We start from the raw sequence: 25,930 nt of genomic DNA, 5'->3' as shown, positions 1-25,930 counted from the left end.
GCCATGTCGCTGCGCGGTGGAATCGGTCTGCCCGAGCTTCCTCTAGAGGACGGGCAGGAGTTTAAGCTTGGCATTATGGGTGGCACCTTTGATCCCATCCATTACGGACACCTGGTGACCGCTGAGCAGGCGCGCGAGTCCCTCGACTTGGACGCCGTGCTCTTTATGCCGGCGGGCACGCCTGCCTTTAAGCTTGACAAGCCGGTGACGCCTGCCGAGGACCGTTATGCCATGACGGTTCTCGCCACCGCCGCGAACCCGGCCTTTTTGGCGAGCCGGTTCGAGATCGACCGTCCGGGCGTAACCTATACGGCCGATACGCTTCATGCCCTTCGCGACTTTTACCCGCCGCAGGTAAAGCTCTACTTTATTACGGGCGCCGACGCAATTATCGATATTGTGACCTGGCATGATGCCGAACGAATCGCTGAGCTTGCTACCTTTATTGCGGCGACGCGACCGGGCTTTGATATCGATACGGCGCGTGCCCGAATCAAAGAGTCGGGTCTGCCGTTCGACGTGCGCTATATCCAGATTCCGGCGCTGGCGATCAGCTCGACCAACATTCGTAAGCGAGTTGCCCGCGGTATGAGTGTGCGCTATCTTACGAGCGAGTCCGTGCTCGGCTATATTCGTAAACGCGGGCTGTATGCCGATCTGGGTCAAAAAGATTTTGAGTGATGGGGGTCTACGTTGCCGGTAGAGGATCAGTTTGAGGGCGATGAGCGCGCGCTGCTGGCGCGTATTCATGGGCTGCTCGATGTTCGCATGAAGGATAAGCGCAAGCGCTATGTCCATTCGCTTGGTGTTGCCGAGACTGCGTTGCACCTAGCCGAGGTGTACGGTGTCGACCGCTTTGATGCCGCCGCCGCCGGCCTGATCCATGACTGGGACAAGGTGCTCTCCGACGACGAGCTGGTCACGCGCGCTTTGCATTATGGCATTAAGATTGCCGGCTCTCCGTCTGCCGCGACGCCGCTTTTGCATGGCCTGGTTGCCGCCTGTGAGCTTCCGCAGCTTTTTCCCGAGCTGTCGCCAGCGGTCTTTCAGGCTGTCGACCGTCACACCGTGGGCGCTTGCGACATGACGCCGCTCGATATGGTGGTCTTTGTTGCCGATGCCATCGAACCCAACCGCCACGGCGATTATGCCCATGCGCTGCGCAAGATGGTGGGGAAGTCCTCGCTCGACGAGTTGTTCTTCTCCTGTTTTGCGCAGGGTCTGGTCTATGTGATTCAGACCGGGCGTTATCTTTATCCCACGGCTATTACGATTTACAACCATTACGCCCAGCTGCGCTAGCTCGGGTGCGTCTAGAAAGAGGTATTCCATGGCCGACGAGACCATGACCGACGAGCAGATTCTTGAGGGTGTGGAGCACAAGAGCTTCGCCGCCACGTCCGACCGCACCGCCGCCTCGCTGTCCGCGAGCGGTGTCGCCGCCGAGGATGTCGCCCGCGCCGCCGCGCAGGCCGCCTACGACAAGAAGGGCGAGGACGTGCAGGTGCTCGACCTGACCGAGCTTTCCGATGTGTGCGACTACTTTGTGCTCGCCACCGGTACCAACAACCGCCAAGTCGATTCGATCGTCGACGAGATCGAGGAGAAGGTCGCCGAGGCTTGCGGCGAGCATCCGTTCTCCATCGAGGGCCGTGAGCAGAAGACCTGGATGCTCATGGACTACGGTTCTGTTGTCGTCCACGTCTTCACTCCCGAAGCCCGCGACTTCTACCGCCTAGAAAAGCTCTGGGGCGACGCCCCCCAGCTCCCCCTCAACCTCCTCTAGTAGCTCATTTGAGACGGGGTTTAGCTAACCTCACGCATATCGCCGGGCAGTTGCGGTTTTCCGCAGCTACCCGGCTTTCTTTTTACCCAAAGGTGGTTAATCGTTGAAGCGGGATTGGCGGCCGAAGGATAGGGCGGTGTCGCCGAATTTGTCTCGGACGGCGTCGATGGCGACGGAGAGGTCGCGGCGGTCGCTGGATTGGGCTCCGCGGTCATCGATCTCGCAGAACAGGTCGGTTTGGATCCCGCCTTGGTGATCGAAATCGCTCATGCCGATGCCAGCTAAGCGAACATGCATGCCTTCCTGCCAGATGTTGTCGAGCAGTTCGAGTGCAACCGCCACGAAGATGTTCTCATCGTCGGTCGGATGAGGCAGCCGCCGCTGCGCCGTTCGCCCGCTTCCATACGAATACTTGAGCTTGAGCGTCACCGTGGCGCCCGTTAGTCCCTGACGGCGCAGACGGCGTCCCACTGACTCTCCCAACAGTGCAATCGCCGCTTCGATGTCCCCACGCTCAGTCAAATCTTTCGCAAAGGTGCGCTCATTGCTCACCGATTTAACCTCGCGTTCCTCATCAAGACTCGTGACTTCGGAAACCTCGAGTCCCAGAGCACGCTGGCGCATGCGTACGCCGTTGACACCAAAAATAGAGGCCAAGGTGGATTCCGGTGCACGTGACAGCTCGCCGAGCGTGTAGATGCGCATGCGGCGCAGTCGCTCTTCGGCCGAGCGCCCGATGCCGCTCATGGCAGATACCGGCAGCGCGGCCAAAAAGCGCTGTTCGGTTCCGGGACGCACGATGGTCAATCCAAACGGCTTGTCCCGCTCACTTGCGATCTTTGCGACCGTTTTGTTGCAGCCGACACCGATGGAGCAGGTCACGCCGAGCGCTGCCACGCGGTCGCTTATGCGTCGTGCAACCTGCAACGGGTCTTCGGGCGCAAAGCGACCCGGTGTGATATCGATAAAAGCCTCGTCGATGGATACGCGCTCAACGCGCGGGGTCTCGTCGGCGAGAATCGCCATGACCTGCGCGCTGACCTCGCGGTAGCGATCAAAATGCCCATGCGTCCAAATGGCCTGCGGACACAGGCGCCGTGCCTCGGCCGAGGGCATGGCGGAATGCACGCCAAAGCGACGCGCCTCGTAGGAGCAGGTCGATACAACACCGCGAGAATCGGCGTCACCGCCCACGATGAGCGGCTTGCCGCGCCACTCGGGGTGGTCGAGCATCTCCACGCTCGCAAAAAACGCGTCGAGGTCCATGAGGCCCACCGCCGGTCCCGTCCAGGGCGGCGGCGTGACGCCCGCAGCATCCTCATAACCGTATGTATGTTCGCGTCTTTTCATGGCATGAGTATACCGCGCAGCTCATGTGGGGTGCGTGGATGTGCTTGCAAATCGCGAATTCTTGTCTAAGATATGGATTTGCCTTCGACTACACCGAAGAAGTTGGTCTCACGGACTTCACCTGCCCGCGTCGATGGCGTATTATATTCAAATGTTTGTTTGTAGTTGCAGCCTAAAGCTGCTTGGTTGGAGGAGTTTCCTTTGGCAGTCAAGATTCGCCTTGCTCGTCACGGCGCTAAGAAGCGTCCGTACTACCGTGTCGTCGTCGCCGATTCCCGCGCCCCGCGTGACGGTCGTATCATCGAGGAGGTTGGCCGCTACAACCCGATGACCGCCCCCAAGACCATCAACCTCGATCTCGAGAAGATCGCCGACTGGCAGGCAAAGGGTGCTCAGCTCACCGACGCTGTCGTCGCTCTGGTCAAGGCCGCCAACGAGGGCGAGAAGACCGAGACCGTCGTCAAGAAGTCCAAGAAGCAGCTCGCCAAAGAGGCCGAGGCCGCTAAGGCTGCCGCTGAGGCCGCTGAGGGCGCCGAGGAGTAAATCGTGCCTGAGGTTGACGCTGCACAGCTCGAGGGTGAGGCAATGCTCTCAGATCGCATCGCCGATCTCGTCGAATATCTCGTTGTTCAGATCGTCGACGACCCGGATTCCGTGAGCCTTGAGGTCATCGATGGCGAAGACGCCTCTACTATTGAGGTTTCGGTTGCCGAGGATGACGTCGCTAAGGTCATCGGCCGTCGTGGCCGTACCATCAAGGCCATTCGCACGCTCGCCCGTGCACTGGCCGCTCGCCTCGACACTGCAGTCGAGGTAGAGGTTCTGGGCTAGGACCTTGAGGTCCCAGTACAAAAACATCGCCCGTGTGGTCAAGCCGCACGGAAGGAAGGGGGAGGTCCTCGCGCAGCCGCTGCGGGGGCTTCCTTCTGTATTGGAGCCGGGTATGCGCATCGCCTTGACGCCGCCGGCACTCAAGCGCGACCGCTTTTGCAAGGTCGTGTCCGTCACCGATACGGGCGATGGCGATCTGGTCTTGTTTGAGGGCATTGACGACTTGACGGCCGCCGAGGGCATCACGGGATGCTATGTGCTGGCAAATCGTGACGATTTTGAGCTCGATTCACTCGACGCCGCCTATACCGACCTGATGGGTCGCGAGGTGGTCGATGAGCGCTTTGGCTCGCTCGGCACGATTGTCGAGATTATGTCGACGCCCGCCAACGATGTTTGGGTTGTCGAGGGCGATCGGTACGGCGAGGTACTGATTCCCGTGATCGAGCAGGTTGTGCTCGATCTTCCCGATCAGGGGGCAATTTCCGTCCACGTTATGGATGGTTTGATCGATATGGACAAGTAGGGAGGACAACATGCTGATCGAGACCCTTTCGGTCTTTCCCGAGATGTTTGAGCCCGTCATGTCCACGTCGATTTTGGGCCGCGCCCGCAAGGCCGGCCTTTTTGATTTTAAGGCGTATAACCTGCGCGACTGGACGCACGACCGCCATCGTACCGTCGATGACGAGCCGTACGGCGGCGGGCAGGGCATGCTCATGAAGGTCGAGCCTATTGCCGAGGCCGTCGAGGCCATTAGCGCAGAGGGTCCCAAGCCCACTGTGGTGTTTTTTACCCCCTGTGGCGAGCCTTTTACGCAGCATGTGGCCGAGCGCCTACTCAAAAGTGAGCGCCTGCTGTTTGTGTGCAGTCGCTACGAGGGCGTCGATGAGCGCGCGTATGCGTATGCCGACGAGCGCCTGTCGATCGGCGACTATGTGCTCACGGGCGGCGAGCTCCCCGCCATGGTCGTGGCCGATGCTGTCGTTCGCCTCATCCCCGGCGCCCTGGGCGATGAGATGAGCAACGTGGATGAGTCCTTCTCGACTGCCGAGGACGGTGGCCTGCTCGAATATGCGCAGTACACCCGCCCCGCCGAGTTCAACGGCGAGGGTGTGCCCCCGGTGCTCGTGAGTGGCGATCATGCCAAGGTTGACGCCTGGCGCCGTAAGAATGCCATTGAGCGTCCCTGCCGCTGGCGACCCGATCTGATCGAGACGGCACGGCTTACGCCCGAGGAGCGCGTGTACGCGCAAGAGATTTTGGACGCGTCGTATTCGCTAAGCGAGGAGTGAGAATGGTTCCATCGCAGCATTCCGTGCTAAAGGGTGCCTTTGAGTGGATCGTGGTCGTCGCGATTGCGCTCGTCGCCACCTTTTTGATTCGCTCGTTTGTGGTTGAACCCTTTGTGGTGCCTACCGGCTCCATGGAGTCTACGATCGAGATTGGCGATCAGATTCTGGCGCAAAAGGTGAGCCTCGAGCTCGGTCAGCCCGTCAAACAGGGCGATATTGTGGTATTCCACAACCCCGATGGCACCTCCGAGCACGATGTTCTCGTCAAGCGAGTTATTGCCACGGCCGGCCAGACGGTCGACCTTCAGGACGGCAAGGTCGTCGTCGACGGCCAGGCGCTCGATGAAGACTATACGACCGGCATGAGCTGGCCGCTTTCGGTCCAGGCGCCCGCTGCTCAGGTGAGCTATCCTTACACCGTCCCTGACGGGTGCGTGTGGGTGATGGGCGACAACCGCGAAAACTCTGCCGACTCCCGCTACTTTGGCCCGGTCGACCGTTCGGACCTGATCGCCGTGGCGCTTGTTCGCTACTGGCCGCTCAACCGTATCGGCGCTATCGACTAAAAACCGCTATAGTACAGTACCTAACCGTGTAATCGTTTCGACAAGGGGATATTAGAGGCATGAACGCTTCATCGCTTTCCTTCCAAGACATCATCCTGCGTCTCCAGCAGTACTGGGGCGAGCAGGGCTGCGTCATTATGCAGCCCTATGACTCCGAGGTCGGTGCCGGTACCTTCCACACCGCGACCACGCTGCGCTCGCTCGGTCCCGCCGAGTGGCGCACCTGCTATGCGCAGCCCTGCCGCCGTCCCGCCGACGGCCGCTACGGCGAGAACCCCAACCGCATGCAGCACTACTATCAGTTCCAGGTGCTCATCAAGCCCTCGCCGGTTAACGCCCAGGAGCTCTACCTGGGTTCGCTGGCCGCCATTGGCCTGGACCCCAACGACCATGACGTCCGCTTTGTCGAGGACGACTGGGAGAGCCCGACGCTCGGCGCCTGGGGCCTTGGCTGGGAGGTCTGGCTCAACGGCATGGAGGTCACGCAGTTTACGTACTTCCAGCAGGTGGGCGGTATCGAGGTCGACCCCGTGCCCGTCGAGATCACCTATGGCCTGGAGCGTATCGCCATGTACGCTCAGGGCGTCAACTCGGTCTACGACCTGGTGTGGAGCTACCTGCCCGACGGCACGCCCATGACCTACGGCGACGTGTTCCTCGAGAACGAGCGCGAGTTCAGTGCCTATAACTTTGAGGTCGCCAACGTCGAGATGATGCGTCAGAAGTTTGACGACTACGAGGCCGAGTGCCATTCCTGCCTGGAGCGCAAGCTTCCGCTGCCGGCGTACGACTGCGTCATGAAGTGCAGCCACGCTTTCAATCTGCTCGATGCCCGCGGCGCGCTGTCCGCGGTCGAGCGTGCCAACTACATCCTGCGCGTCCGCGCCGTTGCCAAGGCGTGCTGCGAGGCCTATATGGCCGAGGTCGCCGGAGTTAACGAGAATGCCGATCAGGAAGGCGAGGTGGCGTAAGCCATGGCAGACGCTAAGGATTTCCTGTTTGAGATCGGTACGGAGGAAATGCCCTCCGCACCGTTGAACAATGCCGTCAAGCAGCTTGGCACCATGATCGCCAAGGGCCTCGACGAGGCCGGTCTGGCCCACGGCGAGGTCCGCGTGATCTCGAGCCCGCGTCGTCTGGCTGCACTCGTTGCCAACGTCGCCACCGCGACCGATGAGGTTCACGAGGTCAAGCGTGGCCCCGCGGCCAACATTGCCTTCGACGCTGACGGTAACGCCACCAAGGCCGCCCAGGGCTTTGCCCGCAAGTGCGGTGTGGCTGCCGAGGACCTGGTCCGTCGCGAGGACACTGACGGTCGCGAGTATGTGTTCGCCGAGAAGAACATTCCCTCCGTACCGGCTACGCCGATTCTGACCGCTCTGTGCGAGAAGACCATCGCCGGCCTGCAGTGGCCCAACTACCGCAGCCAGCGCTGGGGTCACGAGCATGCGACCTTTGTTCGTCCGGTCCGCTGGATCTGCTGCCTTTTGGGCGAGGATGTTGTGCCCGTGTTGTTTGCCGACGTGACGAGCGGCAACACCACGCGCGGTCATCGCGTACTTGGCCCTGGCGACTATGTGGTTGCCAGCCCCGCTGTTTACGAGCAGGTGCTCGAGGACGCCGGTGTGCTTTCTGCCGAGCGTCGTCGTGAGGCCATCCTTGCCGGTATCGCCGAGGTCGAGGCTGCCCGTCCCGGCTGCCATGTCGATACGCCCAAGAAGGTCTTTGAGGAGGTCATTAACCTCTGCGAGTGGCCGACGGTGCTCGTCGGTACCTTCGATGAGGAGTTCCTCAAGGTCCCGCACGAGATCATCTGCGAGTCCATGCTCACCAACCAGCGCTACTTCCCGATCTATGACGGCGAGGGCAAGCTCACGCGTGAGTTCGTGGTCGTTTCCAACAGCAAGCCCGAGAATGCCGAGCGCGTGATCGACGGTAACGAGCGCGTCGTGCGCGCCCGTCTGGACGACGCAAAGTTCTTCTACGAGGAGGACCTGAAGATCTCCCTCGACGAGTTCCGTGAGCGCCTGGCCAAGGTTGCCTTCCAGGAGAAGCTCGGTAGCGTGCTCGCCAAGTCCGAGCGCATCGAGCAGCTCGCGCTCGCTATCGCCCGCGAGGCTCATCTGGGCGCCCACCTTGCCGCCGATGCCGCTCGCGCCGCGCACCTGTGCAAGGCCGATCTGGTGTCCAACGCCGTCGTCGAGTTCACGAGCCAGCAGGGCGTGATGGGCGGTTATTACGCGACCGCGATGGGGGAGAACGACGAGGTCGCCCACGCCATTCGCGATCACTATCGTCCCCGCTTTGCCGGTGACGAGCTGCCCGAGGGCACCGCTGGCTGCATCGTGGCCTGTGCCGACAAGCTCGATACCATTGCCGGTATCTTTGCCATCGGCGAGCCCCCGACCGGCTCCTCCGACCCCTATGCGCTGCGTCGTTCCGCTATCGGCATCATCAACATCCTGCGCGACCGCCTGCCGATCGACCCCACGTCGCTCATCGACTTTGCGCTCGAGCTCTATAGTGAGCAGGGCATTGAGTTCGACGCCACCGAAGTCGCCCAGCAGGTCCGTGACTTCTTCCATGGCCGCTTGGTGAGCATGGCCCGCGACGAGAAGATTCCTGCCGATACCGTCGCCGCCGTCTCCGCGGTGCACATCATCGCCCCGTCCGTCTTCTTCGCCCGCTGCGCCGCGCTCGACGAGGCCCGCAAGAACGATGCCGAGACCTTCGACAACCTGGCTACCGCCTATGCCCGCGCCGCGCACATCTCCAAGCCCGAGCTGGGTGCGGAGTATGACCGCAGCCTGATGGGTGAGGCCGAGCTCGCGCTTGCCGACGCCTCCGAGGCTGCTCAGACTGCTGTCGATGCCGCCCTCGCTGCCGAGGACTACCCGGCCGCATTTGCCGCCCTTGCCGCCCTGCGCACGCCCATCGACCGTTTCTTCGACGAGGTTATGGTCATGGACAAGGACGAGCAGCTCCGCGATAATCGCCTTAAGCTGCTCAACCGCTTCGAGGCCGTTTTCTCCGGCATCGCCAACATTGGTGAGCTTGCCCGCAAAAAGTAAGCTAGCCTGCGCGTAAGCGCAAAAGGAGCCCCGCATGGATTGCCCGGTCACCGCTCGTCCCACCGTTATCGTTATCTCCGACTCGCTCGGTGATACCGCTTGTGAGGTGGTGCTTGCGGCGTCCGGGCAATTTGATGAAGGGGCTTTTCACGTTTTGCGCCTGCCCAAGGTGACCTCCGTGGAGCAGGTCAAGTCATTTGTGGGGCCGCGCGTCGATGCCGACCATCGCGATATCGCCGTGTTCCACACCATTGTCGACCCGGCCCTTCGTGCTCGTGTGCTCGACTACTTGGGCATGCTGCACATTCGCTCGGTCGACCTGATCGGTCCGACGCTCGCCGTGCTGTCGTCGCTCATCGGTGTGCCGCCCAAGGGCGTTGCGGGCGTGATTCACAAGACCGATGACCGCTATTTTCATCGCATTGAGGCTATGGAGTATTTCGTTGAGCACGATGACGGGCGCGGCTGCGACGATCTGTCGGGTGCCGATATCGTGCTGCTGGGCGTATCGCGTACGTCCAAGACGCCGCTGTCGATGTATTTGGCCTATCAGGGCTACAAGGTTGCCAATGTTCCTTTGGCCCATGGCATGGAGCCGCCCAAGTCGATTTACGAGGTCGACCCGATGCGGTTATTTGGTCTGATTTCGACCGTCGACGTTATTTCTGAGATTCGCGATAGCCGCTTGGGCGATGACTACGCCCGTGCCGTTGCCGGCTCCTATGCCGAGCCCGAGAGCGTGCGCAGCGAGCTCGAGGAAGCTCGTGCCCTCATGAAGCGTCTGGGCTGCTTTGTGGTGCGCACCGACGGCAAGGCGATCGAGGAGAGCGCCTCCGAGATCATTAGCCATCTGGAGGAAATCAAAGAAGCCCGCGCACGCCGCGCCGCCCGTCGGGCCCAACAAACGTAGCCCATTTGGGACAAGGTTGTGTTTGGGTAGCTAATTTGGGACGGGGCTATTTTAGCTACCCATAATCCGGATACGGCTTGGGGCCGAACGCTCGTGTGGGGTAGCTAAAATAGCCCCGTCCCAAATTAGCCACCCAAAGAGACTACCTCAAAATAATGCATGATTATGGTAAAGCGATTTAGCAGTTATTACCGCTTTTGACCTGCAAGTTACTTGCATTGGTATCTTCATAAGGTAACCACCTTTACCTACCGTTTACCGCCAGTTTTAGCACGTTTACCAAACCGCGCATCCTCTGCTCAAGCCCGCTCAAAACCCGCCGTATAGTTCCCTCACGGCCCGCATCCGGCGGGTCGATTCGTTACCACGGTCGTGCGCGAGAGCGCATGGAAGGGGAAGTATCGTGAGCGATTGCAAGAGGGTTTACCGTTTTGGAACCGACGCCCAGGGCACCTGTGTCACTGAGGGCGACAAGTCCATGAACTTCGTGCTTGGCGGCAAGGGCGCAAACCTTGCCGAGATGAGCCGCATCGGTCTGCCGGTTCCCGGTGGCTTTACCATTACCTGCCAGACTTGCGTCGAGTACTCCGGTGCCGGCAACGTCTGGCCCGAAGGCGCACTCGATGAGATCGTTGCCGCCGAGGCAGACCTCGAGGACCGCTGCGGCAAGAAGCTCGGTGACGCCCGTGACCCGCTGCTCGTCTCGGTGCGCTCGGGCGCTCCGTTCTCCATGCCCGGCATGATGGATACGGTCCTCAATCTGGGCCTCAACGACGATTCCGTTCAGGGTCTCATCGCCCAGACGCAAAACCCGCGTTTTGCCTGGGACAGCTATCGTCGCTTTATCCAGATGTTCTCCAACGTCGTCATGGGTGTCGATGCCGACTTGTTCGAGAATGCCCTGACCCAGGCCCGCCTGGTCGCCGGCGTTCGCGTCGACTCCGAGCTTTCGGCCGAGGATTTGCAGGAGCTCGTCGAGACGTTCAAGGGCATCTTCTCCGACAACGTCGAGGCCGCCCTGTATCCCGAGCTCGAGGTCGCCGACGGCAAGCCCGTCTTCCCGCACGATCCGGAGCTCCAGCTGCGCCTTGCTATCCAGGCCGTCTTCGGCAGCTGGATGAACGAGCGCGCCTGCATCTACCGCAAGCAGCACGGCATTTCCTACGACCTTGGCACCGCCGTCAACGTTCAGGCTATGGCATTTGGCAATAAGGGCGAGACCTCGGCGACCGGTGTCGCCTTTACGCGCAACCCGGCCGACGGCACCAAGGAGTTCTACGGTGACTTTCTGGTCAACGCCCAGGGCGAGGACGTCGTCGCCGGCATCCGCAACACCGAGCCCATTGCCGACCTCAAGACCACCCCGGGCCTCGAGTCCGCAGGTGAGGAGCTTGAGTGTGTCTTCCTGACGCTTGAGGATCACTACCGTGACATGTGCGACATTGAGTTTACCATCGAGCAGGGCAAGCTCTGGATGCTCCAAACCCGCGTGGGCAAGCGTACCGCCACCGCCGCTCTGCGCATCGCTATCGAGATGGTCGAGGAAGGCCTCATCACCCGTGAGGAGGCCGTGAGCCGCATCGACCCCGCGCAGCTCGACCAGCTCCTTCACCCGCAGTTCGACTCCTCTAAGAAGTACGAGGCGCTCGCACACGGCCTTAACGCCAGCCCCGGTGCCGCCGTGGGTGAGGTCGTGTTCTCGAGCGATGACGCCGTCGCGCGTTCTGCCGAGGGCCATAAGGTCATTTTGGTCCGCTGGGAGACCAACCCCGATGACCTGAAGGGTATGGTCGCCGCCGAGGGCATCTTGACGAGCCATGGTGGCAAGACGAGCCACGCCGCCGTTATCGCCCGTGGCATGGGTACCCCCTGCGTCTGCGGTGTCGAGCGCTTCCATATCGACGCGGCCGAGAAGGTCGTGCGCATCGAGGGCAGCGACCGCGTGCTGCATGAGGGCGATATCATCTCCATCGACGGCACTCAGGGCATCGTCGTCGATGGCGCTGTCGATTTGGTCTCCGCTGAGCTCACCGGCGATCTGGACACCATCCTGTCTTGGGCCGACGAGATCCGCCTGGACGAGACCGACGGTCACGCCAACCACGTGCGCGTCAACGCCGACAACCCCGAGGATGCCGCGCTCGCGCTCGAGTTTGGTGCCGAGGCCATAGGCCTGTGCCGCACCGAGCACATGTTCCTGGGCGACCGTAAGAACATCATCCAGAGCTTTATCCTGTCTGACGTTGAGGCCGTGAAGCAGCAGGCCCTGTCCGACCTGCTTAAGGTCCAGACCGAGGACTTCCTGGCGATGTTCAAGACCATGTCTGGTCGCGATGTGGTCGTCCGCCTGCTCGATCCGCCGCTTCATGAGTTCCTGGATAATCCTCGCGAGCTCGAGGTCGCCATCACCAAGAAGGAGGCCGCTGGCGCCAGCGAGGAAGAGCTTGCCGTCCTGCGCACCCGCCTGCGTCGTATCGACGGCATGGTCGAGTCGAACCCCATGCTCGGCCTACGCGGCGTGCGCCTGTCCGTCGTCTTTAGCGATCTGCCGCTCATGCAGGTCCGCGCCGTCGCCACGGCTGCCGCCCGCCTTATCAAGGAAGGCGTCGACCCACGCCCCGAGATCATGGTTCCGCTCGTCTCCATCACGGCCGAACATGTCCAGACCCGCGAGGTCATCGAGCGTGTCATCGCCGAGGTATCCTCCGAGGAGGGCGTCGAGCTCAACATTCCCGTGGGCACGATGCTCGAGCTGCCGCGCGCCTGCATGGTCGCCGACGAGATCGCCCAGCACGCCGACTTCTTCTGCTTTGGCACCAATGACCTCACCCAGACGACCTTTGGTTTCTCGCGCGACGACGCCGAGGCCAAGTTCATCCCGCTGTACATGCACAAGAAGATCTTGAAGGATAACCCCTTCGAGACCATCGACACGGCGGTGCTGGAGCTGGTGCGCATGGCTGTCGAGAAGGGCCGCGCCACCAACCCCGGCATGCACTTTGGCGTGTGCGGTGAGCACGGCGGCGACCCTAAGTCTATCAAGGGCCTGTTCAACGTGGCCGATGTGGACTATGTGTCCTGCTCGCCTTACCGCGTGCCCCTGGCGCGCCTGGCCGCCGCTCAGGCCAAGCTCGAGGCCAAGCGTTCCGCCTAACGTTTTGGGTGTAGACGCCTAGTGTAGCCCCCCCTTCATGCCGCCCGTCTCATTCGTGAGGCGGGCGGTTATCATGTGCGGGTTTTGTCTTTTTGTCTGCGTAAAAAATTGTTCTTGCAGCAGAAACCCGCGCGTGTATACTCGAATACGTTTGTTCAACTACGTGCCGGCCAAGGTGGTACGGCACCTCTAGAAGAGTAAGGAATTGCACATGGATTACATCCGCGCAATCGAGCGTCAGCAGATCCGCGAGGACATTCCTCAGGTTCGCGTCGCCGACAACGTCAAGGTTCACTACCGCATTAAGGAAGGCGACCGCGAGCGCATCCAGGTCTTCCAGGGCGACGTCATCCGTATGGCCGGCGCCGGTGCCCGCGAGACCTTCACCGTCCGCAAGATGTCCTTCGGTGTCGGTGTTGAGCGTACCTTCCCGCTTCACAGCCCCAAGATCGCCAAGCTCGAGGTCGTTCGTCATGGTCGCGTCCGTCGCGCCAAGCTGTACTACCTCCGCGACAAGGTGGGCAAGGCTGCTCGCATCCCCGAGAAGCGCTAAGAAGATCGCAGCGTCTGTCCACTCGTTTGGACACAAGGGTCACCTTCGGGTGGCCCTTCTTTTTATCTGATTTGCATGCAAGGAGGGCCTGGTATGGCCAACATGACGAGCTCGGTTTCGGCATCGCAGGTTGCCGGTGAGCTGGCGAGCGCTACGTTTGAGGAGATTCCCGCCCTCGTGGAGCATTATCGCGAGGACCCGCGCCAGCAGGTGATCAAGGCTTGTGAACGCGCCCTCAAACGCCATGCCAAAGAGCTTGCCGAGCGTGAGCGCGTCAATGACATGTACGAGTTTATGCATGAGCTTGGCGGCGATGGGGTGGTCGTTGGTGTCGATGAGGTGGGTCGCGGATCGGTGGCCGGTCCTCTGACGGTGTGCGCCGTCTGTCTTCCTATGGAGCCGCGCGTCTGGGGTATCAACGATTCCAAAAAGCTCACGCCGGCGCGCCGCGAGCTGCTCTCGGTGAAGATTGCCGAGGTGGCGACGGCGATCGGTTTTTGCCATATCGCGCCGAAGGATATCGATGATATGGGCATGGCCCGCGCCATCCGCGCTGCCGTCGCGGGCGCTGTGGCCGATACGGGGCTCGAGCCCGACTGCGTCCTCATGGATGGTAACCCCTTGGGCGCCGTTCCTAACGAGCGCGATGTGGTGAAGGGCGATGCCAAAATCGCCTGCATCGCTGCGGCGTCCATCATGGCCAAGGTCACGCGTGACGAGATGATGGTCGAGTACGACGCCGAGTACCCCGAGTACCATCTGGCAGAGTCGAAGGGCTATGCAAGCCCCGAGCATATCGAGGCCATTCGCAAACATGGACTTTGTCCACTGCACCGCGTGAGCTTTTGCGGAAACTTTTTGCAGACTGAGCGCCTTTTCTAGATCAATTGTGGAGAAAGGGACCCCTAGCGTTTTATAAACCTGCTGGTAGCGGGCCGTGTTCAACGTGATTGTTGCGTACGGCCCATTTTTTGTCGGTATTTGGTCAGCTTTTGGTTTGCATCCGGTACTTACCCGCATGAAAGGTGCCCTCATCATCGGGGCAATGCAGTGTGCGGGAAAGGAGACCCCATGAGTGCCGCAAGCAAAAAGAGCAAGACGCAGCAGCTCAAGGAGCGTTGGGAAAACGGCGAGCTCGATTGCGGGGCGATGACGCCCGAGCTTATCAAGGGACTCAGCCCCCGCGAGCTGGGCATGCTGGGCGAGCTGATCACCATCGACTACTTTAACGAGCGCGGCTACACCTTGCTGGAGCAGGGTTATCGTTGCACCGAGGGTGAGGCCGATCTGGTGCTGCTCGATGAGCTCGACGATGTCGTGGTGATGGCCGAGGTCAAGACCAGACGCGTTGCACTGGATTGCAACACGCGGGTCTTTCCCGAGGAGGCAGTGGACGCCCAAAAGCAACGCCGCTATCGCCGCATCGCAAGTTGCTATCTCATGGAGCATTATCCGCTCAAGGCGATTCGCTTCGATGCCGTGGGCGTCACCATCCGCGGCGGGCATATCGCCGAGATCGAGCATCAGTACAACGCATTCGATTGGCAGGTGTCGTGATGGCGTTCGAGACGTTTGCCGTTCACGCGGCCTGCATCCGCGGCGTCGAGGCGATTCACGTCACGGTCGAGGTCTCGCTTGCCGGTGGCGTTCCGGGCATCCAGATGCTCGGCATTCCGAGTATGGAGGTGATGGAGTCACGCGGTCGTATTCGCTGCGCGATGCGCTCCGCCGGGTTCGAGATTCCGCGCTCGGGCATTACGGTCAATCTGGCGCCCGGCGATATTCGCAAGACCGGTAGCGGCTTTGATTTGCCCATCGCCATTGCGGTATTGGCGGCCGATGGTCAGATTCCCCGCGACAACCTCGATCGTTGTCTTATCGCAGGTGAGCTTGGCTTGGACGGTACGGTGCTTCCTGTCAAGGGCGAGGTGGCGTTTCAGCTATTGGCACGTGATATGGGGCTGTCCTTTATCGCCGGCAGGTCCGATCAGCATGTGCCGCTTGCGGGCGTTGACTGCGGGTTTATCGACCATCTATCTCAGCTTGCCCATGGCATGGGGGACGCCGCGCGGCATTATCTGGATTCTGAAGTGCTCGAGGCGACCTTTGAGCCCGAGCTCGACTATGCCGACGTACTGGGGCAGGAAGTCGCTAAACGCGGCATGGCGCTTGCGGCGGCAGGAGAACTCGGACTGCTCATGATTGGGTCCCCGGGATCGGGCAAGACGATGCTTGCGCGCCGTATGACCGGCATCCTGCCCGAGCTTTCCGTTGAAGATCAACAGGAGGCGCTGTGCATCCATTCGGTTTTGGGTGAGAACATTGATGGCTTGTTGGCGGGGCACCGGCCCTTCCGCAGTCCCCACCACAGTATTTCGACCGCAGGCCTTATCGGCGGGGGACGCCCGGTGCATCCGGGTGAGATCAGCCTTGCTCATGGCGGCGTGCTCTTTTTGGACGAGCTTGCCGAGTTTCCCACGGGTGTGCTGCAGACGCTGCGTCAGCCCATCGAACGCGGCTATGTGAGGATCGTACGCGTCGACGGGGCCTTTACCTTCCCGTCGCGCTTTCAGCTGCTGGCCGCGAGCAATCCCTGTCCCTGCGGCTTTTTGGGCGATCGCGAGGTGCCATGCCGCTGCTCGGCATCGATGGTGGAGCGCTATCGGGCAAAGCTGCGCGGTCCTTTGGCCGACCGTATCGACATGATGATCGATGTGACCCGTCCCGACCCCCAAGTGATTATCGAGGGTGCGGAGGGTATGTCGTCGGCCGAGTTGCGTGACTACGTTGTGCGCGGTCGTGCTTTTCGCGCTTGGCGCGAATCCCGTATGGACGATGCGGACGCCGAGGCCGAGGATGATGAGACGCGGTCCATTGACGGCGTCGTTTCGACCTTTGAGCTCGATGATGCGGCGGAGAAGTGTGTGCTCGGCCTGTCAAAGCGCACGCATCTCACGGGCCGCGGCATCGTGCGCCTGGTGCGTATCGCACGTACCATCGCCGACGTCGCCGAGAGCGAGCAGGTGACGCAGGATCACGTGCTCGAGGCGGCGATGTACCAGGGAAGGAGGGACCAATGATGGCCGAGGGGACCTTCGAGCTGCATCCAGGTGACGCGTTGTATCCCGAGACCGTTTTGGAGCTTTCTGATGTACCCCAGACGCTCTTTGTGCGCGGCAACCCCGAGGTGCTTTCGACGCCTGCGCTCTCCATCATCGGCGCGCGCAAGGCCTCTCCGTATGGTCTTGCCGTGGCAGAGCTTGCGGCAAAGGTGGCGGTCGAGGCGGGAGTGACGGTTGTTTCGGGCGGCGCGGTCGGTTGTGACCAGGCCTCGGGTTGGGCTGCGGTCAACGCCGGCGGCAAACACGTCGTGGTGCTGGGGACGGGCGCCGACGTGGTTTACCCGCGTTCGAGCGCGGGGCTTATTACTCGCACGCTTGATACGGGTGGCGCGATCGTGTCGATCTCTCCGTGGGGCATGGGTCCGCGCAGGTTTGCCTTTCCGCGCCGCAATCGTGTGATCGCGGCCCTGTCGCAAGCCCTCTTTGTATCCGAGGCGGGTATGCCTTCCGGGACGTTTTCTACAGCCGAGGCTGCTATGGATTTGGGGCGCGAACTTCTTGCCGTGCCGGGGTCGATCCTATCGCCCGAGTCGCGTGGCACGAATTACCTCATTGCGAACGGTGCCTGCTGCATCATCGACGAGGAATCTATTGAGATGGCTATTTCACGCATCTACGGCACCCTGCGCTACTCGCGCCCCGATGCTCCCGGTATTGCCGACTTGGATCCAACACGGCAGACCGTGATGCATGCGCTCATCGCCTCTCCGCTCAAGGTCGATGACATCGCGGCGCTCGTCTCGCTCGATGCCGTCGGCGTACTCAAACTCCTAGGTTCGCTTGAGCTCGAGGGTCTTATCGAGCGCATGATGGATGGAAGGTATGCGCCCTCCAAGTTTGCCCTTCACGCCCAGACCCCCTTCGGTCACAATGGAAAACGTGTCAATTAGAAAGGTGTTTGCAGATGCTGTTTGATCAGGTGACGGTTATCGGTGGCGGTTTGGCGGGTTCGGAATGCGCGATCAAGCTGGCAGACCGCGGATTCGCCGTAAAGCTGTGCGAGATGCGCCCCCAGGTGAGCTCCCCGGCCCACCATACCGATCACCTGGCAGAGCTCGTCTGCTCCAATTCGTTTAAGTCGACCCGTCCGGACTCTGCGGCTGGTTTGCTGAAGGCCGAGCTTGAGCGCATGGGCTCGGTCCTGCTCGATTGCGCCCGTCGCGCGGCTGTTCCCGCCGGTGGTGCCCTGGCGGTCGACCGTGTCAAGTTTTCCGAGCTTGTCGAGGCCGAGGTTGCCGCCCGTCCCAATATCGAGATCATTCACGGCGAGGTCACGCGGATTCCCGAGGGTCACGTGGTCATTGCCGCCGGCCCCTTGTGCTCGCCGGCGCTGAGCGAAGAGGTCATGAAGCTCGTCGGTGGCGACGCCCTTGCGTTCTTCGATGCCGCGGCACCGATCGTCGATGCCTCCACGCTTGATATGGACGTGCTGTTCTCGCAGTCGCGCTACGAGGAACAGGGGAGTGGCGACTACCTCAATGCCCCGCTCAACAAGGAAGAGTACGAGGCCTTTATCGAGGCGCTCACCACGGCCGACCGCGTGGTGCTCAAGGACTTTGAGGGCGGCGATCTGTTCCAGGCATGCCAGCCTGCCGAGGAGGTTGCGCGCACCGGCAAGGACGCCATTCGCTTTGGCGCCATGAAGCCCGTCGGCCTCACCGACCCGCGTACCGGACGTCGCCCCTGGGCAGCGATTCAGCTGCGTGCCGAGAACAAGGAGAAGACTGCCTATAACCTGGTGGGCTTCCAGACCAACCTGACCTTTGGCGAGCAGAAGCGCGTCTTCCATATGGTGCCGGGCCTGGAGAACGCCGAGTTCTTCCGCTACGGTGTCATGCACCGCAATACCTTTGTCGACGCCCCGCACGTGCTCGATGGCACCTTTGCCGTGCCCGGTACGAGCGTGCGCCTTGCCGGCCAGATCACCGGCACCGAAGGCTATATGGAGGCCGTGGCGACCGGTCTGCTCGCCGCGCTCAACACCTATGCCGAGGCAATCGAGGCGGAGCCTGTTGAGCTGCCGCGCGTGGGCGCCCTGGGTGCGCTCGTGGGCTATGCGACCGATCCTGCCACCGTGGGCTATCAGCCCATGCACGTCAACTTTGGCCTCGTGCCACCGCTCGAGGACGGCAAGCGCCGCAGTAAGCGCGACCGCTACCAGGCCTATGCGGACCGTGCGCTCGAAGCTCTTGATGCCTATCTGGCCACTCGCCCCGATCTGTTTGGAGGCGACCGGTCATAGCCTTTGACCTGTACGACACCATCGACTCGTTCATCGCCTATATTGCTCGCGTCGAAGGGCTCGCTCCCAACACGGTGACCGCCTACGCTTCGCGGCTGGAGCGTTTCGCTTCATGGTGCGAGCGCGAAGGCGTCGATGCGCGTGCCGCCGACGTACGGACGGTTCGCTCCTATTTGGCCGAGCTGTCGCGTGACCAGGTGGCGGCTCGGACCCTTGCGGCGCACTTGTCTGCCATTCGCTCACTTTATCGATGGATGGCTGCCGAGGGGATCGTTGAGGGCGATGCGGTCTCGGCGATATCCTCGCCCAAGCTCCCGCGTGATCTGCCCGGTGTGCTGACGAACCAACAGGTGGAGGCGCTCCTCAAAGCCCCCGATACCTCAACTCCCGCGGGATTGCGCGATGCGGCGATGCTCGAGCTGCTCTATGCCTCCGGCGCCCGCATCTCTGAGCTCGCGGCGCTCAATGTGGAGTCCATCGCTTGGTCCGAGCGAACGTTGCGACTTTGGGGTAAGGGGAGCAAGGAGCGTATTGTGCCGCTCTATCGGCGTGCTCTCGAGGCGGCCCGTCTCTATATAGAGGAGGGGAGGCCGGAGCTCCTTGCGCAGGCAAGGCGAAGCGACGGCGCAAACGGCGTGCATCCGCTGCTTTTATCGGCGCGCGGCAATCGCATGAGCGCCGCCATGCTCAGGCGGCGGTTCCATACGCTGGCGACGCTCGCCGGCATTCCGGCCGACATCGCCCCGCATGCGATGCGCCATACCTTTGCGACCGACTTGCTCGAGGGCGGTGCGGACCTGCGCTCGGTTCAAGAGCTGCTGGGTCATGCGAGCCTGTCCACGACGCAGATCTACACGCATCTCACGCCCGATCGGCTTAAGCGGGCCGTGGCTCAAGCCCATCCCCGCGGCGAATAGTGGCTGGGACGTCCTGCGCCGCACTCAGGTGTGTGGTTTTGATTGCGGGTTGGCAGGAAGATGCATTCCTGCTATCATTCATCGGGTTGCTTCACGGCAACAGGTTTTTATCACGCACGCGCGGCTACTTCATACCGTGGTGCCCGGGCTTTGGTAGCACATGTCCGGGTTGGTTTTGGAGGATGACCCCGCGCGGAGGCAAACCACAGGAGGTTTAACATGGCTACCAAGATTAATATCCGCACCCTGCTCGAGGCCGGCTGCCACTTCGGTCACCAGACCCGTCGCTGGAACCCCAAGATGAAGCCGTTCATCTTCGGTGAGCGCAACGGCATCTACATCCTCGACCTCAAGCAGACCATCCTCGACGCCGACCAGGCCTACACCTTCGTCAAGAACGTCGCCAAAGGTGGCAACGTGCTGTTCGTCGGCACCAAGAAGCAGGCTCAGGAGGCCGTCAAGAACGCTGCTGAGCGCGCCAACATGCCCTACATCAACCAGCGTTGGCTCGGCGGCATGCTGACCAACTTCGTCACCATCCGCTCCCGCATCAACCGCATGGAGGAGCTCGAGGCCATGGTCGATGACGGCCGCATGGCAGTGCTCCCCAAGAAGGAGCAGGCTGTGCTCGGCAAGGAGCTCACCAAGCTCCAGACCAACCTCGGTGGCGCCCGCGACATGAAGGGTCTGCCCCAGGCTCTCTTCGTCATCGACACCAAGCGCGAGGAGAACGCCATCAAGGAGGCCCAGCGCCTGAACATCCCCGTCGTCGCTCTGATCGACACCAACTCCGATCCCGACGAGGTCGAGTACGGCATCCCCTGCAACGATGACGCTATCTCCGCTGTCACCCTTATGTGCGAGCTCATGGCTGACGCCTGCCTCGCTGGCTCCGGCAAGGAGCAGGTCTCCGAGGCCGAGATGGCCGCTGAGCCCAAGGCCGAGTAAATCAGTCTTAGTTAATTCTTTTTCATCTCTTTGAAAGGAACCACAATGGCCCAGATTACCGCCGCTATGGTCAAGCAGCTTCGCGAGATGACCGACTCCCCGATGATGGAGTGCAAGAAGGCTCTCGTCGAGGCTGACGGCGACATGGACGCCGCTGTCGACGTTCTGCGTAAGAACGGCCTTGCCAAGGCCGCCAAGAAGGCTGGCCGTGAGACCAACGAGGGCGCTGTCGCCGCGTTCGTCTCCGAGGATGGCAAGACCGGCGCTCTGCTCGAGCTCTCCTGCGAGACCGACTTCGTTGGCTCCAACGCCAAGTTCACCGGCTTTGCTTCCAAGGTCGCTGAGGTTGTCGCTACCACCGAGCCTGCTGACGTCGACGCTCTGCTTGAGAAGCCGATGGGCGAGGAGACCGTTTCCTCCGAGCTCACCGAGATGATTCACATCATGGGCGAGAACATGAAGATCTCCCGCTTCGCCGCCCGTAAGGCCGAGAACGGCGCTCTCGCTTCTTACATCCACATGGGTGGTAAGATCGGCGTCCTCGTCGAGTTTGCTTTCGAGAAGGCCGAGACCGCTCAGGCTGAGTCCTTCAAGACCTTCGCTCACGACGTTGCCCTTCAGGTTGCCGCCGTCGCCCCGATCTGCGCTACCCGCGATCAGGTTCCGGCCGAGACCGTCGAGCACGAGAAGCAGATCTACATGGCTCAGGCTGCCGAGTCCGGCAAGCCCGAGGCTATCCAGGAGAAGATGGCTGTCGGCCGTCTGGAGAAGTTCTACAAGCAGTCCGTGCTCACCGAGCAGGAGTTCATCAAGGACAGCTCCCTCACCATCAAGAAGTACGCTGAGCAGGTCTCCAAGGAGCTCGGCGACACCATTACCGTCGTTGCCTTTGACCGTCTGGTCCGTGGCGAGTAAATAAGCTCTTGTAGCTGGTAATGAGCAGGCTGTGGGTTTTACTCACAGCCTGCTTTTTCATGGCTCCCCGTTAAGCCTTTGTTATCATATTAAAAGTCTAATTAAAGGAGGATCGCTTTGTCCGACATCCGATATAAACGCGTGCTTCTGAAGCTTTCCGGCGAAGCACTGATGGGCGACGGCCAATATGGCATTGACCCCAAGGTTACCGACCATCTTGCCAAGCAGGTCAAGGAGCTGCTCGCCGTTGGTCATGAGGTCGGCGTCGTTGTCGGCGGTGGCAATATTTTCCGCGGCATGGCCGGCGCTGCCGGTGGCATGGAGCGTGCTCAGGCCGACTACATGGGCATGCTGGCAACCGTTATGAACGCGCTTGCCCTGCAGGATGCCTTCGAGCATAACGATGTTCCCTGCCGCGTGATGAGCGCTATCCAGATGAACGAGATCTGCGAGCCCTATATTCGCCGTCGCGCCATCAATCACCTTTCCAAGGGCAACGTCGTTATTTTTGCCGCCGGTTCGGGCAATCCGTACTTTACGACCGACACCGCTGCGGCTCTTCGTGCGTGCGAGATCGGCGCCGAGATTCTGATTAAAGCCACCAAGGTTGACGGCATCTACGACAAGGATCCCGTCAAGTGTGCTGACGCCGTCCGGTTTGACAAGATCACCTACCATGAGGTGCTCGTCCGCGGTCTGCAAGTTATGGATTCCACGGCTACGGCACTGTGCCAGGATAACCGTATGCCGATTTTGGTCCTCAACATCGATGGCGAGGACACCGTCAAGCGCGCGCTTTCGGGTGAGCCCGTCGGCACGCTCGTCTATCAGGAGGATTAAGCATGGCAGAGAACATCACCGCCCACATGGACAAGTCGCTCGAGTCCCTCAAGCATAACTTCTCCAAGGTCCGTACCGGTCGCGCCAACGCTAACATTCTGTCCGACATCACCGTCGATTATTACGGTGTTCCCACGCCGGTCACGCAGGTTGCCGCTGTAAAGACCCCCGAGGCCCACATGCTGCTCATCGAGCCGTGGGACAAGGCGCTCATCAACGCTATCGTCAAGGCCATCGGCGCTTCCGATCTGGGTATTACCCCCAACTCCGATGGCACCGTCGTTCGTCTGCCGTTCCCGGCTCCCACCGAGGAGCGCCGTCGCGAGCTCGTCAAGGAGTGCCGCGAGTACGCTGAGCAGGCCAAGGTGTCTATCCGTAACATCCGTCGCGACTTCAACAACAAGCTCGAGCGCGATGAGGAGCTCACCGAGGACGATGTCCGTCGCGAGCAGGCTAAGGTCCAGAAGCACACCGATGAGTATGTCGCCAAGGTCGAGGAGCTTCTGAAGGAAAAAGAAGCCGAGGTCATGGAGATCTAAGGTGCAATACGACGAGCATAAACTGGTCGAGTACTTTGCCGACGCCCCTGCGGGCGTCGGTTTTTCCGACCTTGACCTCAATAACATTCCGCATCATATCTCATGCATCATGGACGGCAACGGTCGTTGGGCCACGTCGCGCGGTCTTGCACGCACTGAGGGCCACAAGGCGGGTATCGTCTCCCTTCGCGAGATCATTACCGCCTGCGTGCGTCTGGGCGTCGACGTGCTTTCTGCCTATGCGTTTTCTACCGAAAACTGGAACCGCCCGCAGCATGAGGTCAACGTCTTGATGCATCTGTTTGCCAAGACGTTTATCGACGAGCTGCCGCTTCTGAAGCGCGAAAACGTGCGCGTTGTCTTTTTGGGTGACATTTCCGCGCTGCCCAAGAAGACCCGCGACGTTTTTGAACGCGGTCTTGCCGAGTGCGCCGATCACACCGGTATGACGCTGGCGCTTGCCGTCAACTACGGCGCGCGTGCCGAGATTACCCGCGCTGTCCGTCAGATTGCGCTCGACGCTGCCGCCGGTAAGATCGATCCTGCCGCAATTGATGATGACATGGTTGCTTCCCACCTCTATACCGCCGGTCTTCCCGATCCTGAGCTTGTGATTCGCACCTCTGGTGAGCTGCGCCTTTCGAACTATCTGCTGTGGCAGGTGGCTTATTCCGAGTTCTACGTCACCGATACCTATTGGCCCGACTTTGATCGCTGGGGCCTCGTCGACGCCATTTTGGCCTATCAGGGCCGTGACCGTAGGTTTGGTGGACTGAGCAAGACCGAGGAGGCTTAATCGTGTCCGATCGTCCCAAGGGATCTGCTCCCAAGACGCCTGCGCGCAAAGCTGGCACTGCGGGAGCGCCTGCAGCGAAGAGTGGCACCGGTTCGTGGCTGGCGGGCTTTATTACCCGTGCCGCCGCCGGTATCGTCTACGCCGTCGTCTTTATCCTGTGCCTGGTTTTGGGTATCGTGCCCACGGCCATCTTTGTTTCCGTCATGAGCGGTCTATGCTGCTATGAATTTTTCCGTATGACAAGGCTCGATGGCAAGATGGCGAACGAGCGTATGGGTATCGCTGCCGCCGTGCTCTTTCCGCTGTCGGCGTTGGGCGATTCGATGTTGTTGAATGCCCTGCTTTTTGCCCTGATGCTCGCGGCGGGCATTTGGTATGTCTGGTCGCCGCGTACCCGCATATCTGATGTGGCCGTGACGCTCATGGGTCCCATCTACACTGGCTTTATGCTGTCGGCTATCGTGCTGCTGCGCGATTCCGTGCCCGGTTTTGCCGGCGCTCTGCTTTCGGTGGGCGTTTGCGCGTCCCTTTGGGTCTCCGATTCGTTTGCCTACATCGTGGGCAGCCGTATCGGCAAGCACAAGATGGTTCCCAAGATCTCTCCAAAAAAGAGCTGGGAGGGGTTTGTTGGTGGCATCCTGGGCTCGGTTTTGATTTGGCTCATCCTGTGGGCGACGCACTTCTACAAGCTCAGCCTGCCCTATGCGCTGCTGTGCGGCGTGGTCGTGTCCGTCCTGGGCGTTATCGGCGACCTCATCGAGTCACGCATCAAGCGTGGCGTGGGCGTCAAGGATTCCGGCAATCTTATCCCGGGCCATGGCGGCATGCTCGATCGTAGCGATTCGCTTATCTTCGGCTGCATTACCGCGCAGCTGCTTTTGATGATTGGAGGCGTGCTGTAATGTCATTCCAGACGACGTATGGCCCCGATGGACGCCTCCGTGTTGCCATCCTGGGTTGTACGGGCTCTATCGGCACCCAGGCGCTCGATGTGTGCCGCCAGCATGCCGATCGCCTACAGGTGACGGCGCTGTCCGTTAATTCCAGCACCTCGGAGCTCGTTGCCGCTGCCCGCGAGTTTTCGGTTCCGGCGGTTGCCGTGGCCGATGTCGCTCATGGCGATGACGCCGTGCTGCAGGAGTTGCCCGAGGGAACGAAGCTCGGCGTTGGCGCGCAGGCGGTTTGCGAGCTCGCGCGTCGCGACGATGTCGACTGCGTGCTCGTCGCTATTGTGGGCGCTGCCGGTCTCGAGGCGAGCCATGCGGCCTTGACCTCGAATAAGCGCCTTGCTCTTGCCAACAAGGAGTCCCTCGTCGTCGGTGGCGACTTGCTTATGCCGTTGGCGCAACCGGGCCAGCTTATTCCGGTCGACTCTGAGCACTCAGCCATTTACCAGTGCTATCTGGGGGAGAACCCGCGCGAGGCTCATTGTATTTGGCTCACCTGCTCGGGCGGTCCGTTCTTTGGCCGCACGCGCGACGAGCTCGATTGCGTGACGCGTGTCGATGCCCTCGCACATCCCACGTGGGCCATGGGTGCCAAGATCACTATCGACTCCGCTACCCTCATGAACAAGGGCCTGGAGCGTATTGAGGCCATGCATCTGTTTAACTGCGACCTCGATTTCATTAACGTGGTCGTGCAGCGTCAGTCCAAGATTCACTCTATGGTCGAGTTCGCCGACGGCTCCGTGATGGCGCATCTCGGTGCTTCCGACATGCGTATTCCCATCCAGTTCGCGTTCTCGTATCCCGAGCGTTGGGATACCCCGGCGCCTCGTATCGATTTTCGCGAGTTGGGGCAGCTCACGTTTGATGCTGCCGACATGGATACCTTCCGCTGTCTGGCACTGGCCGAGCGTGCCGGCAAGACGGGTGGCACCATGCCGTGCGTGCTCAATGCCGCCAACGAGGTCGCCGTCGATGCCTTCCTGCACGATGGCTGCAGCTTTACCGATATCGATCGCATTGTGGAATCCTGCATGGATGCCCACGATATTCAGGCGGTCGATTCGTTTGAGCAGCTTCGCGACATCGATGCGTGGGCGCGTGAAAAGGCTGCGCAGGTGCTCGTCGCAACCCGTTCCTAACCCATA

At 61.1% G+C, this 25,930-nt stretch carries 27 protein-coding genes; 26 read left to right on the top strand and 1 reads right to left on the bottom strand.

Translation table 11 applies throughout. The annotated features are described in order from the left end of the window. Nucleotides 1–3: 3 nt before the first annotated feature. The 3 genes from nadD (at nucleotide 4) to rsfS (ending at nucleotide 1,786) form a co-directional block, all read left to right on the top strand. A complete protein-coding gene (gene nadD, locus DW029_RS03530) occupies nucleotides 4–681 on the top strand; it encodes a nicotinate-nucleotide adenylyltransferase (protein ID WP_118345290.1) in 678 nt (225 codons plus the stop codon). 87 nt (nucleotides 682–768) lie between these two features. Continuing rightward, a complete protein-coding gene (yqeK, locus tag DW029_RS03525; RefSeq protein WP_199582505.1) occupies nucleotides 769–1,302 on the top strand; it encodes a bis(5'-nucleosyl)-tetraphosphatase (symmetrical) YqeK in 534 nt (177 codons plus the stop codon). A 28-nt stretch (nucleotides 1,303–1,330) separates the two neighbouring features. Beyond that, nucleotides 1,331–1,786: a ribosome silencing factor gene (gene rsfS / locus DW029_RS03520; RefSeq protein ID WP_022094751.1), complete on the top strand. Its 456-nt coding sequence runs from the start codon at nucleotides 1,331–1,333 to the stop codon at nucleotides 1,784–1,786. Nucleotides 1,787–1,882: 96 nt separating this feature from the next. On the opposite strand, the gene dinB is transcribed toward rsfS, so the two are convergent. Continuing rightward, nucleotides 1,883–3,136 (bottom strand): DNA polymerase IV, encoded by a 1,254-nt coding sequence (dinB, locus tag DW029_RS03515; RefSeq protein WP_117794422.1) that lies wholly within the window; start codon nucleotides 3,134–3,136, stop codon nucleotides 1,883–1,885. Nucleotides 3,137–3,337: 201 nt separating this feature from the next. Here dinB and rpsP point away from each other — a divergent pair, with 201 nt between their 5' ends. The 23 genes from rpsP to dxr all read left to right on the top strand — a co-directional run bounded on the left by rpsP (nucleotide 3,338) and on the right by dxr (nucleotide 25,924). Next, complete coding sequence (gene rpsP / locus DW029_RS03510) at nucleotides 3,338–3,679, top strand: 30S ribosomal protein S16 (RefSeq protein WP_117735148.1); 342 nt, start codon at nucleotides 3,338–3,340, stop codon at nucleotides 3,677–3,679. Nucleotides 3,680–3,721: 42 nt separating this feature from the next. Then, entirely contained in the window at nucleotides 3,722–3,967 is a 246-nt protein-coding gene (locus DW029_RS03505) for a KH domain-containing protein (protein WP_229042092.1), read from the top strand. 34 nt (nucleotides 3,968–4,001) lie between these two features. Then, the gene (rimM, locus tag DW029_RS03500; RefSeq protein ID WP_233505236.1) at nucleotides 4,002–4,493 is read left to right on the top strand and encodes a ribosome maturation factor RimM; all 492 of its coding nucleotides are present in this window, start codon (nucleotides 4,002–4,004) and stop codon (nucleotides 4,491–4,493) included. Nucleotides 4,494–4,503: 10 nt separating this feature from the next. After that, a complete protein-coding gene (trmD, locus tag DW029_RS03495) occupies nucleotides 4,504–5,262 on the top strand; it encodes a tRNA (guanosine(37)-N1)-methyltransferase TrmD (RefSeq protein WP_118345288.1) in 759 nt (252 codons plus the stop codon). A 2-nt stretch (nucleotides 5,263–5,264) separates the two neighbouring features. Continuing rightward, nucleotides 5,265–5,828 carry a signal peptidase I gene (gene lepB, locus DW029_RS03490; protein WP_118273330.1) on the top strand — a complete coding sequence of 188 codons (564 nt, stop codon included), beginning with the start codon at nucleotides 5,265–5,267 and terminating at the stop codon, nucleotides 5,826–5,828. Between the two features lie 59 nt (nucleotides 5,829–5,887). After that, a complete protein-coding gene (locus tag DW029_RS03485; protein WP_006236091.1) occupies nucleotides 5,888–6,799 on the top strand; it encodes a glycine--tRNA ligase subunit alpha in 912 nt (303 codons plus the stop codon). A gap of 3 nt (nucleotides 6,800–6,802) precedes the next feature. Further along, entirely contained in the window at nucleotides 6,803–8,899 is a 2,097-nt protein-coding gene (gene glyS / locus DW029_RS03480) for a glycine--tRNA ligase subunit beta (protein WP_118345287.1), read from the top strand. 34 nt (nucleotides 8,900–8,933) lie between these two features. After that, a complete protein-coding gene (locus DW029_RS03475; protein WP_118098742.1) occupies nucleotides 8,934–9,809 on the top strand; it encodes a pyruvate, water dikinase regulatory protein in 876 nt (291 codons plus the stop codon). A 403-nt stretch (nucleotides 9,810–10,212) separates the two neighbouring features. Beyond that, nucleotides 10,213–12,963 (top strand): pyruvate, phosphate dikinase, encoded by a 2,751-nt coding sequence (gene ppdK, locus DW029_RS03470; RefSeq protein WP_118345286.1) that lies wholly within the window; start codon nucleotides 10,213–10,215, stop codon nucleotides 12,961–12,963. A gap of 211 nt (nucleotides 12,964–13,174) precedes the next feature. Further along, nucleotides 13,175–13,516 (top strand): 50S ribosomal protein L19, encoded by a 342-nt coding sequence (rplS, locus tag DW029_RS03465; protein ID WP_006236098.1) that lies wholly within the window; start codon nucleotides 13,175–13,177, stop codon nucleotides 13,514–13,516. A 93-nt stretch (nucleotides 13,517–13,609) separates the two neighbouring features. Beyond that, nucleotides 13,610–14,398: a ribonuclease HII gene (locus DW029_RS03460; protein ID WP_118345285.1), complete on the top strand. Its 789-nt coding sequence runs from the start codon at nucleotides 13,610–13,612 to the stop codon at nucleotides 14,396–14,398. Between the two features lie 189 nt (nucleotides 14,399–14,587). Then, nucleotides 14,588–15,073, top strand: coding sequence for a YraN family protein (locus tag DW029_RS03455; protein WP_117794427.1), 486 nt, complete (start codon nucleotides 14,588–14,590; stop codon nucleotides 15,071–15,073). After that, entirely contained in the window at nucleotides 15,073–16,596 is a 1,524-nt protein-coding gene (locus DW029_RS03450) for a YifB family Mg chelatase-like AAA ATPase (protein WP_118345284.1), read from the top strand. The genes DW029_RS03455 and DW029_RS03450 overlap by 1 nt, the downstream gene beginning before the upstream one ends. Next, nucleotides 16,593–17,528 carry a DNA-processing protein DprA gene (locus DW029_RS03445; RefSeq protein WP_369831512.1) on the top strand — a complete coding sequence of 312 codons (936 nt, stop codon included), beginning with the start codon at nucleotides 16,593–16,595 and terminating at the stop codon, nucleotides 17,526–17,528. Before DW029_RS03450 ends, DW029_RS03445 begins: the two co-directional genes overlap by 4 nt. Before the next feature lie 14 nt (nucleotides 17,529–17,542). Further along, entirely contained in the window at nucleotides 17,543–18,880 is a 1,338-nt protein-coding gene (gene trmFO, locus DW029_RS03440) for a methylenetetrahydrofolate--tRNA-(uracil(54)-C(5))-methyltransferase (FADH(2)-oxidizing) TrmFO (RefSeq protein WP_118345283.1), read from the top strand. Next, a complete protein-coding gene (locus tag DW029_RS03435; RefSeq protein WP_369833515.1) occupies nucleotides 18,877–19,797 on the top strand; it encodes a tyrosine recombinase in 921 nt (306 codons plus the stop codon). Before trmFO ends, DW029_RS03435 begins: the two co-directional genes overlap by 4 nt. Nucleotides 19,798–20,016: 219 nt before the next feature. Next, entirely contained in the window at nucleotides 20,017–20,745 is a 729-nt protein-coding gene (rpsB, locus tag DW029_RS03430; RefSeq protein WP_117735161.1) for a 30S ribosomal protein S2, read from the top strand. A 45-nt stretch (nucleotides 20,746–20,790) separates the two neighbouring features. After that, complete coding sequence (tsf, locus tag DW029_RS03425; protein ID WP_022094736.1) at nucleotides 20,791–21,660, top strand: translation elongation factor Ts; 870 nt, start codon at nucleotides 20,791–20,793, stop codon at nucleotides 21,658–21,660. Nucleotides 21,661–21,777: 117 nt separating this feature from the next. After that, nucleotides 21,778–22,500, top strand: a complete 723-nt coding sequence (gene pyrH / locus DW029_RS03420) for a UMP kinase (protein WP_035138557.1) — start codon at nucleotides 21,778–21,780, stop codon at nucleotides 22,498–22,500. Between the two features lie 2 nt (nucleotides 22,501–22,502). Then, nucleotides 22,503–23,039 carry a ribosome recycling factor gene (gene frr / locus DW029_RS03415; RefSeq protein WP_006236112.1) on the top strand — a complete coding sequence of 179 codons (537 nt, stop codon included), beginning with the start codon at nucleotides 22,503–22,505 and terminating at the stop codon, nucleotides 23,037–23,039. A 1-nt stretch (nucleotide 23,040) separates the two neighbouring features. Continuing rightward, nucleotides 23,041–23,835, top strand: coding sequence for an isoprenyl transferase (locus tag DW029_RS03410; RefSeq protein ID WP_117735162.1), 795 nt, complete (start codon nucleotides 23,041–23,043; stop codon nucleotides 23,833–23,835). Nucleotides 23,836–23,837: 2 nt separating this feature from the next. Then, nucleotides 23,838–24,737, top strand: a complete 900-nt coding sequence (locus DW029_RS03405) for a phosphatidate cytidylyltransferase (protein ID WP_233543789.1) — start codon at nucleotides 23,838–23,840, stop codon at nucleotides 24,735–24,737. Then, complete coding sequence (gene dxr, locus DW029_RS03400) at nucleotides 24,737–25,924, top strand: 1-deoxy-D-xylulose-5-phosphate reductoisomerase (protein ID WP_118273335.1); 1,188 nt, start codon at nucleotides 24,737–24,739, stop codon at nucleotides 25,922–25,924. Before DW029_RS03405 ends, dxr begins: the two co-directional genes overlap by 1 nt. Nucleotides 25,925–25,930: the final 6 nt, after the last annotated feature.

Source organism: Collinsella sp. AF38-3AC (genome assembly GCF_003474365.1).
Lineage (GTDB): Bacteria > Actinomycetota > Coriobacteriia > Coriobacteriales > Coriobacteriaceae > Collinsella.
This window is presented reverse-complemented; position numbering and strand designations above follow the sequence as displayed.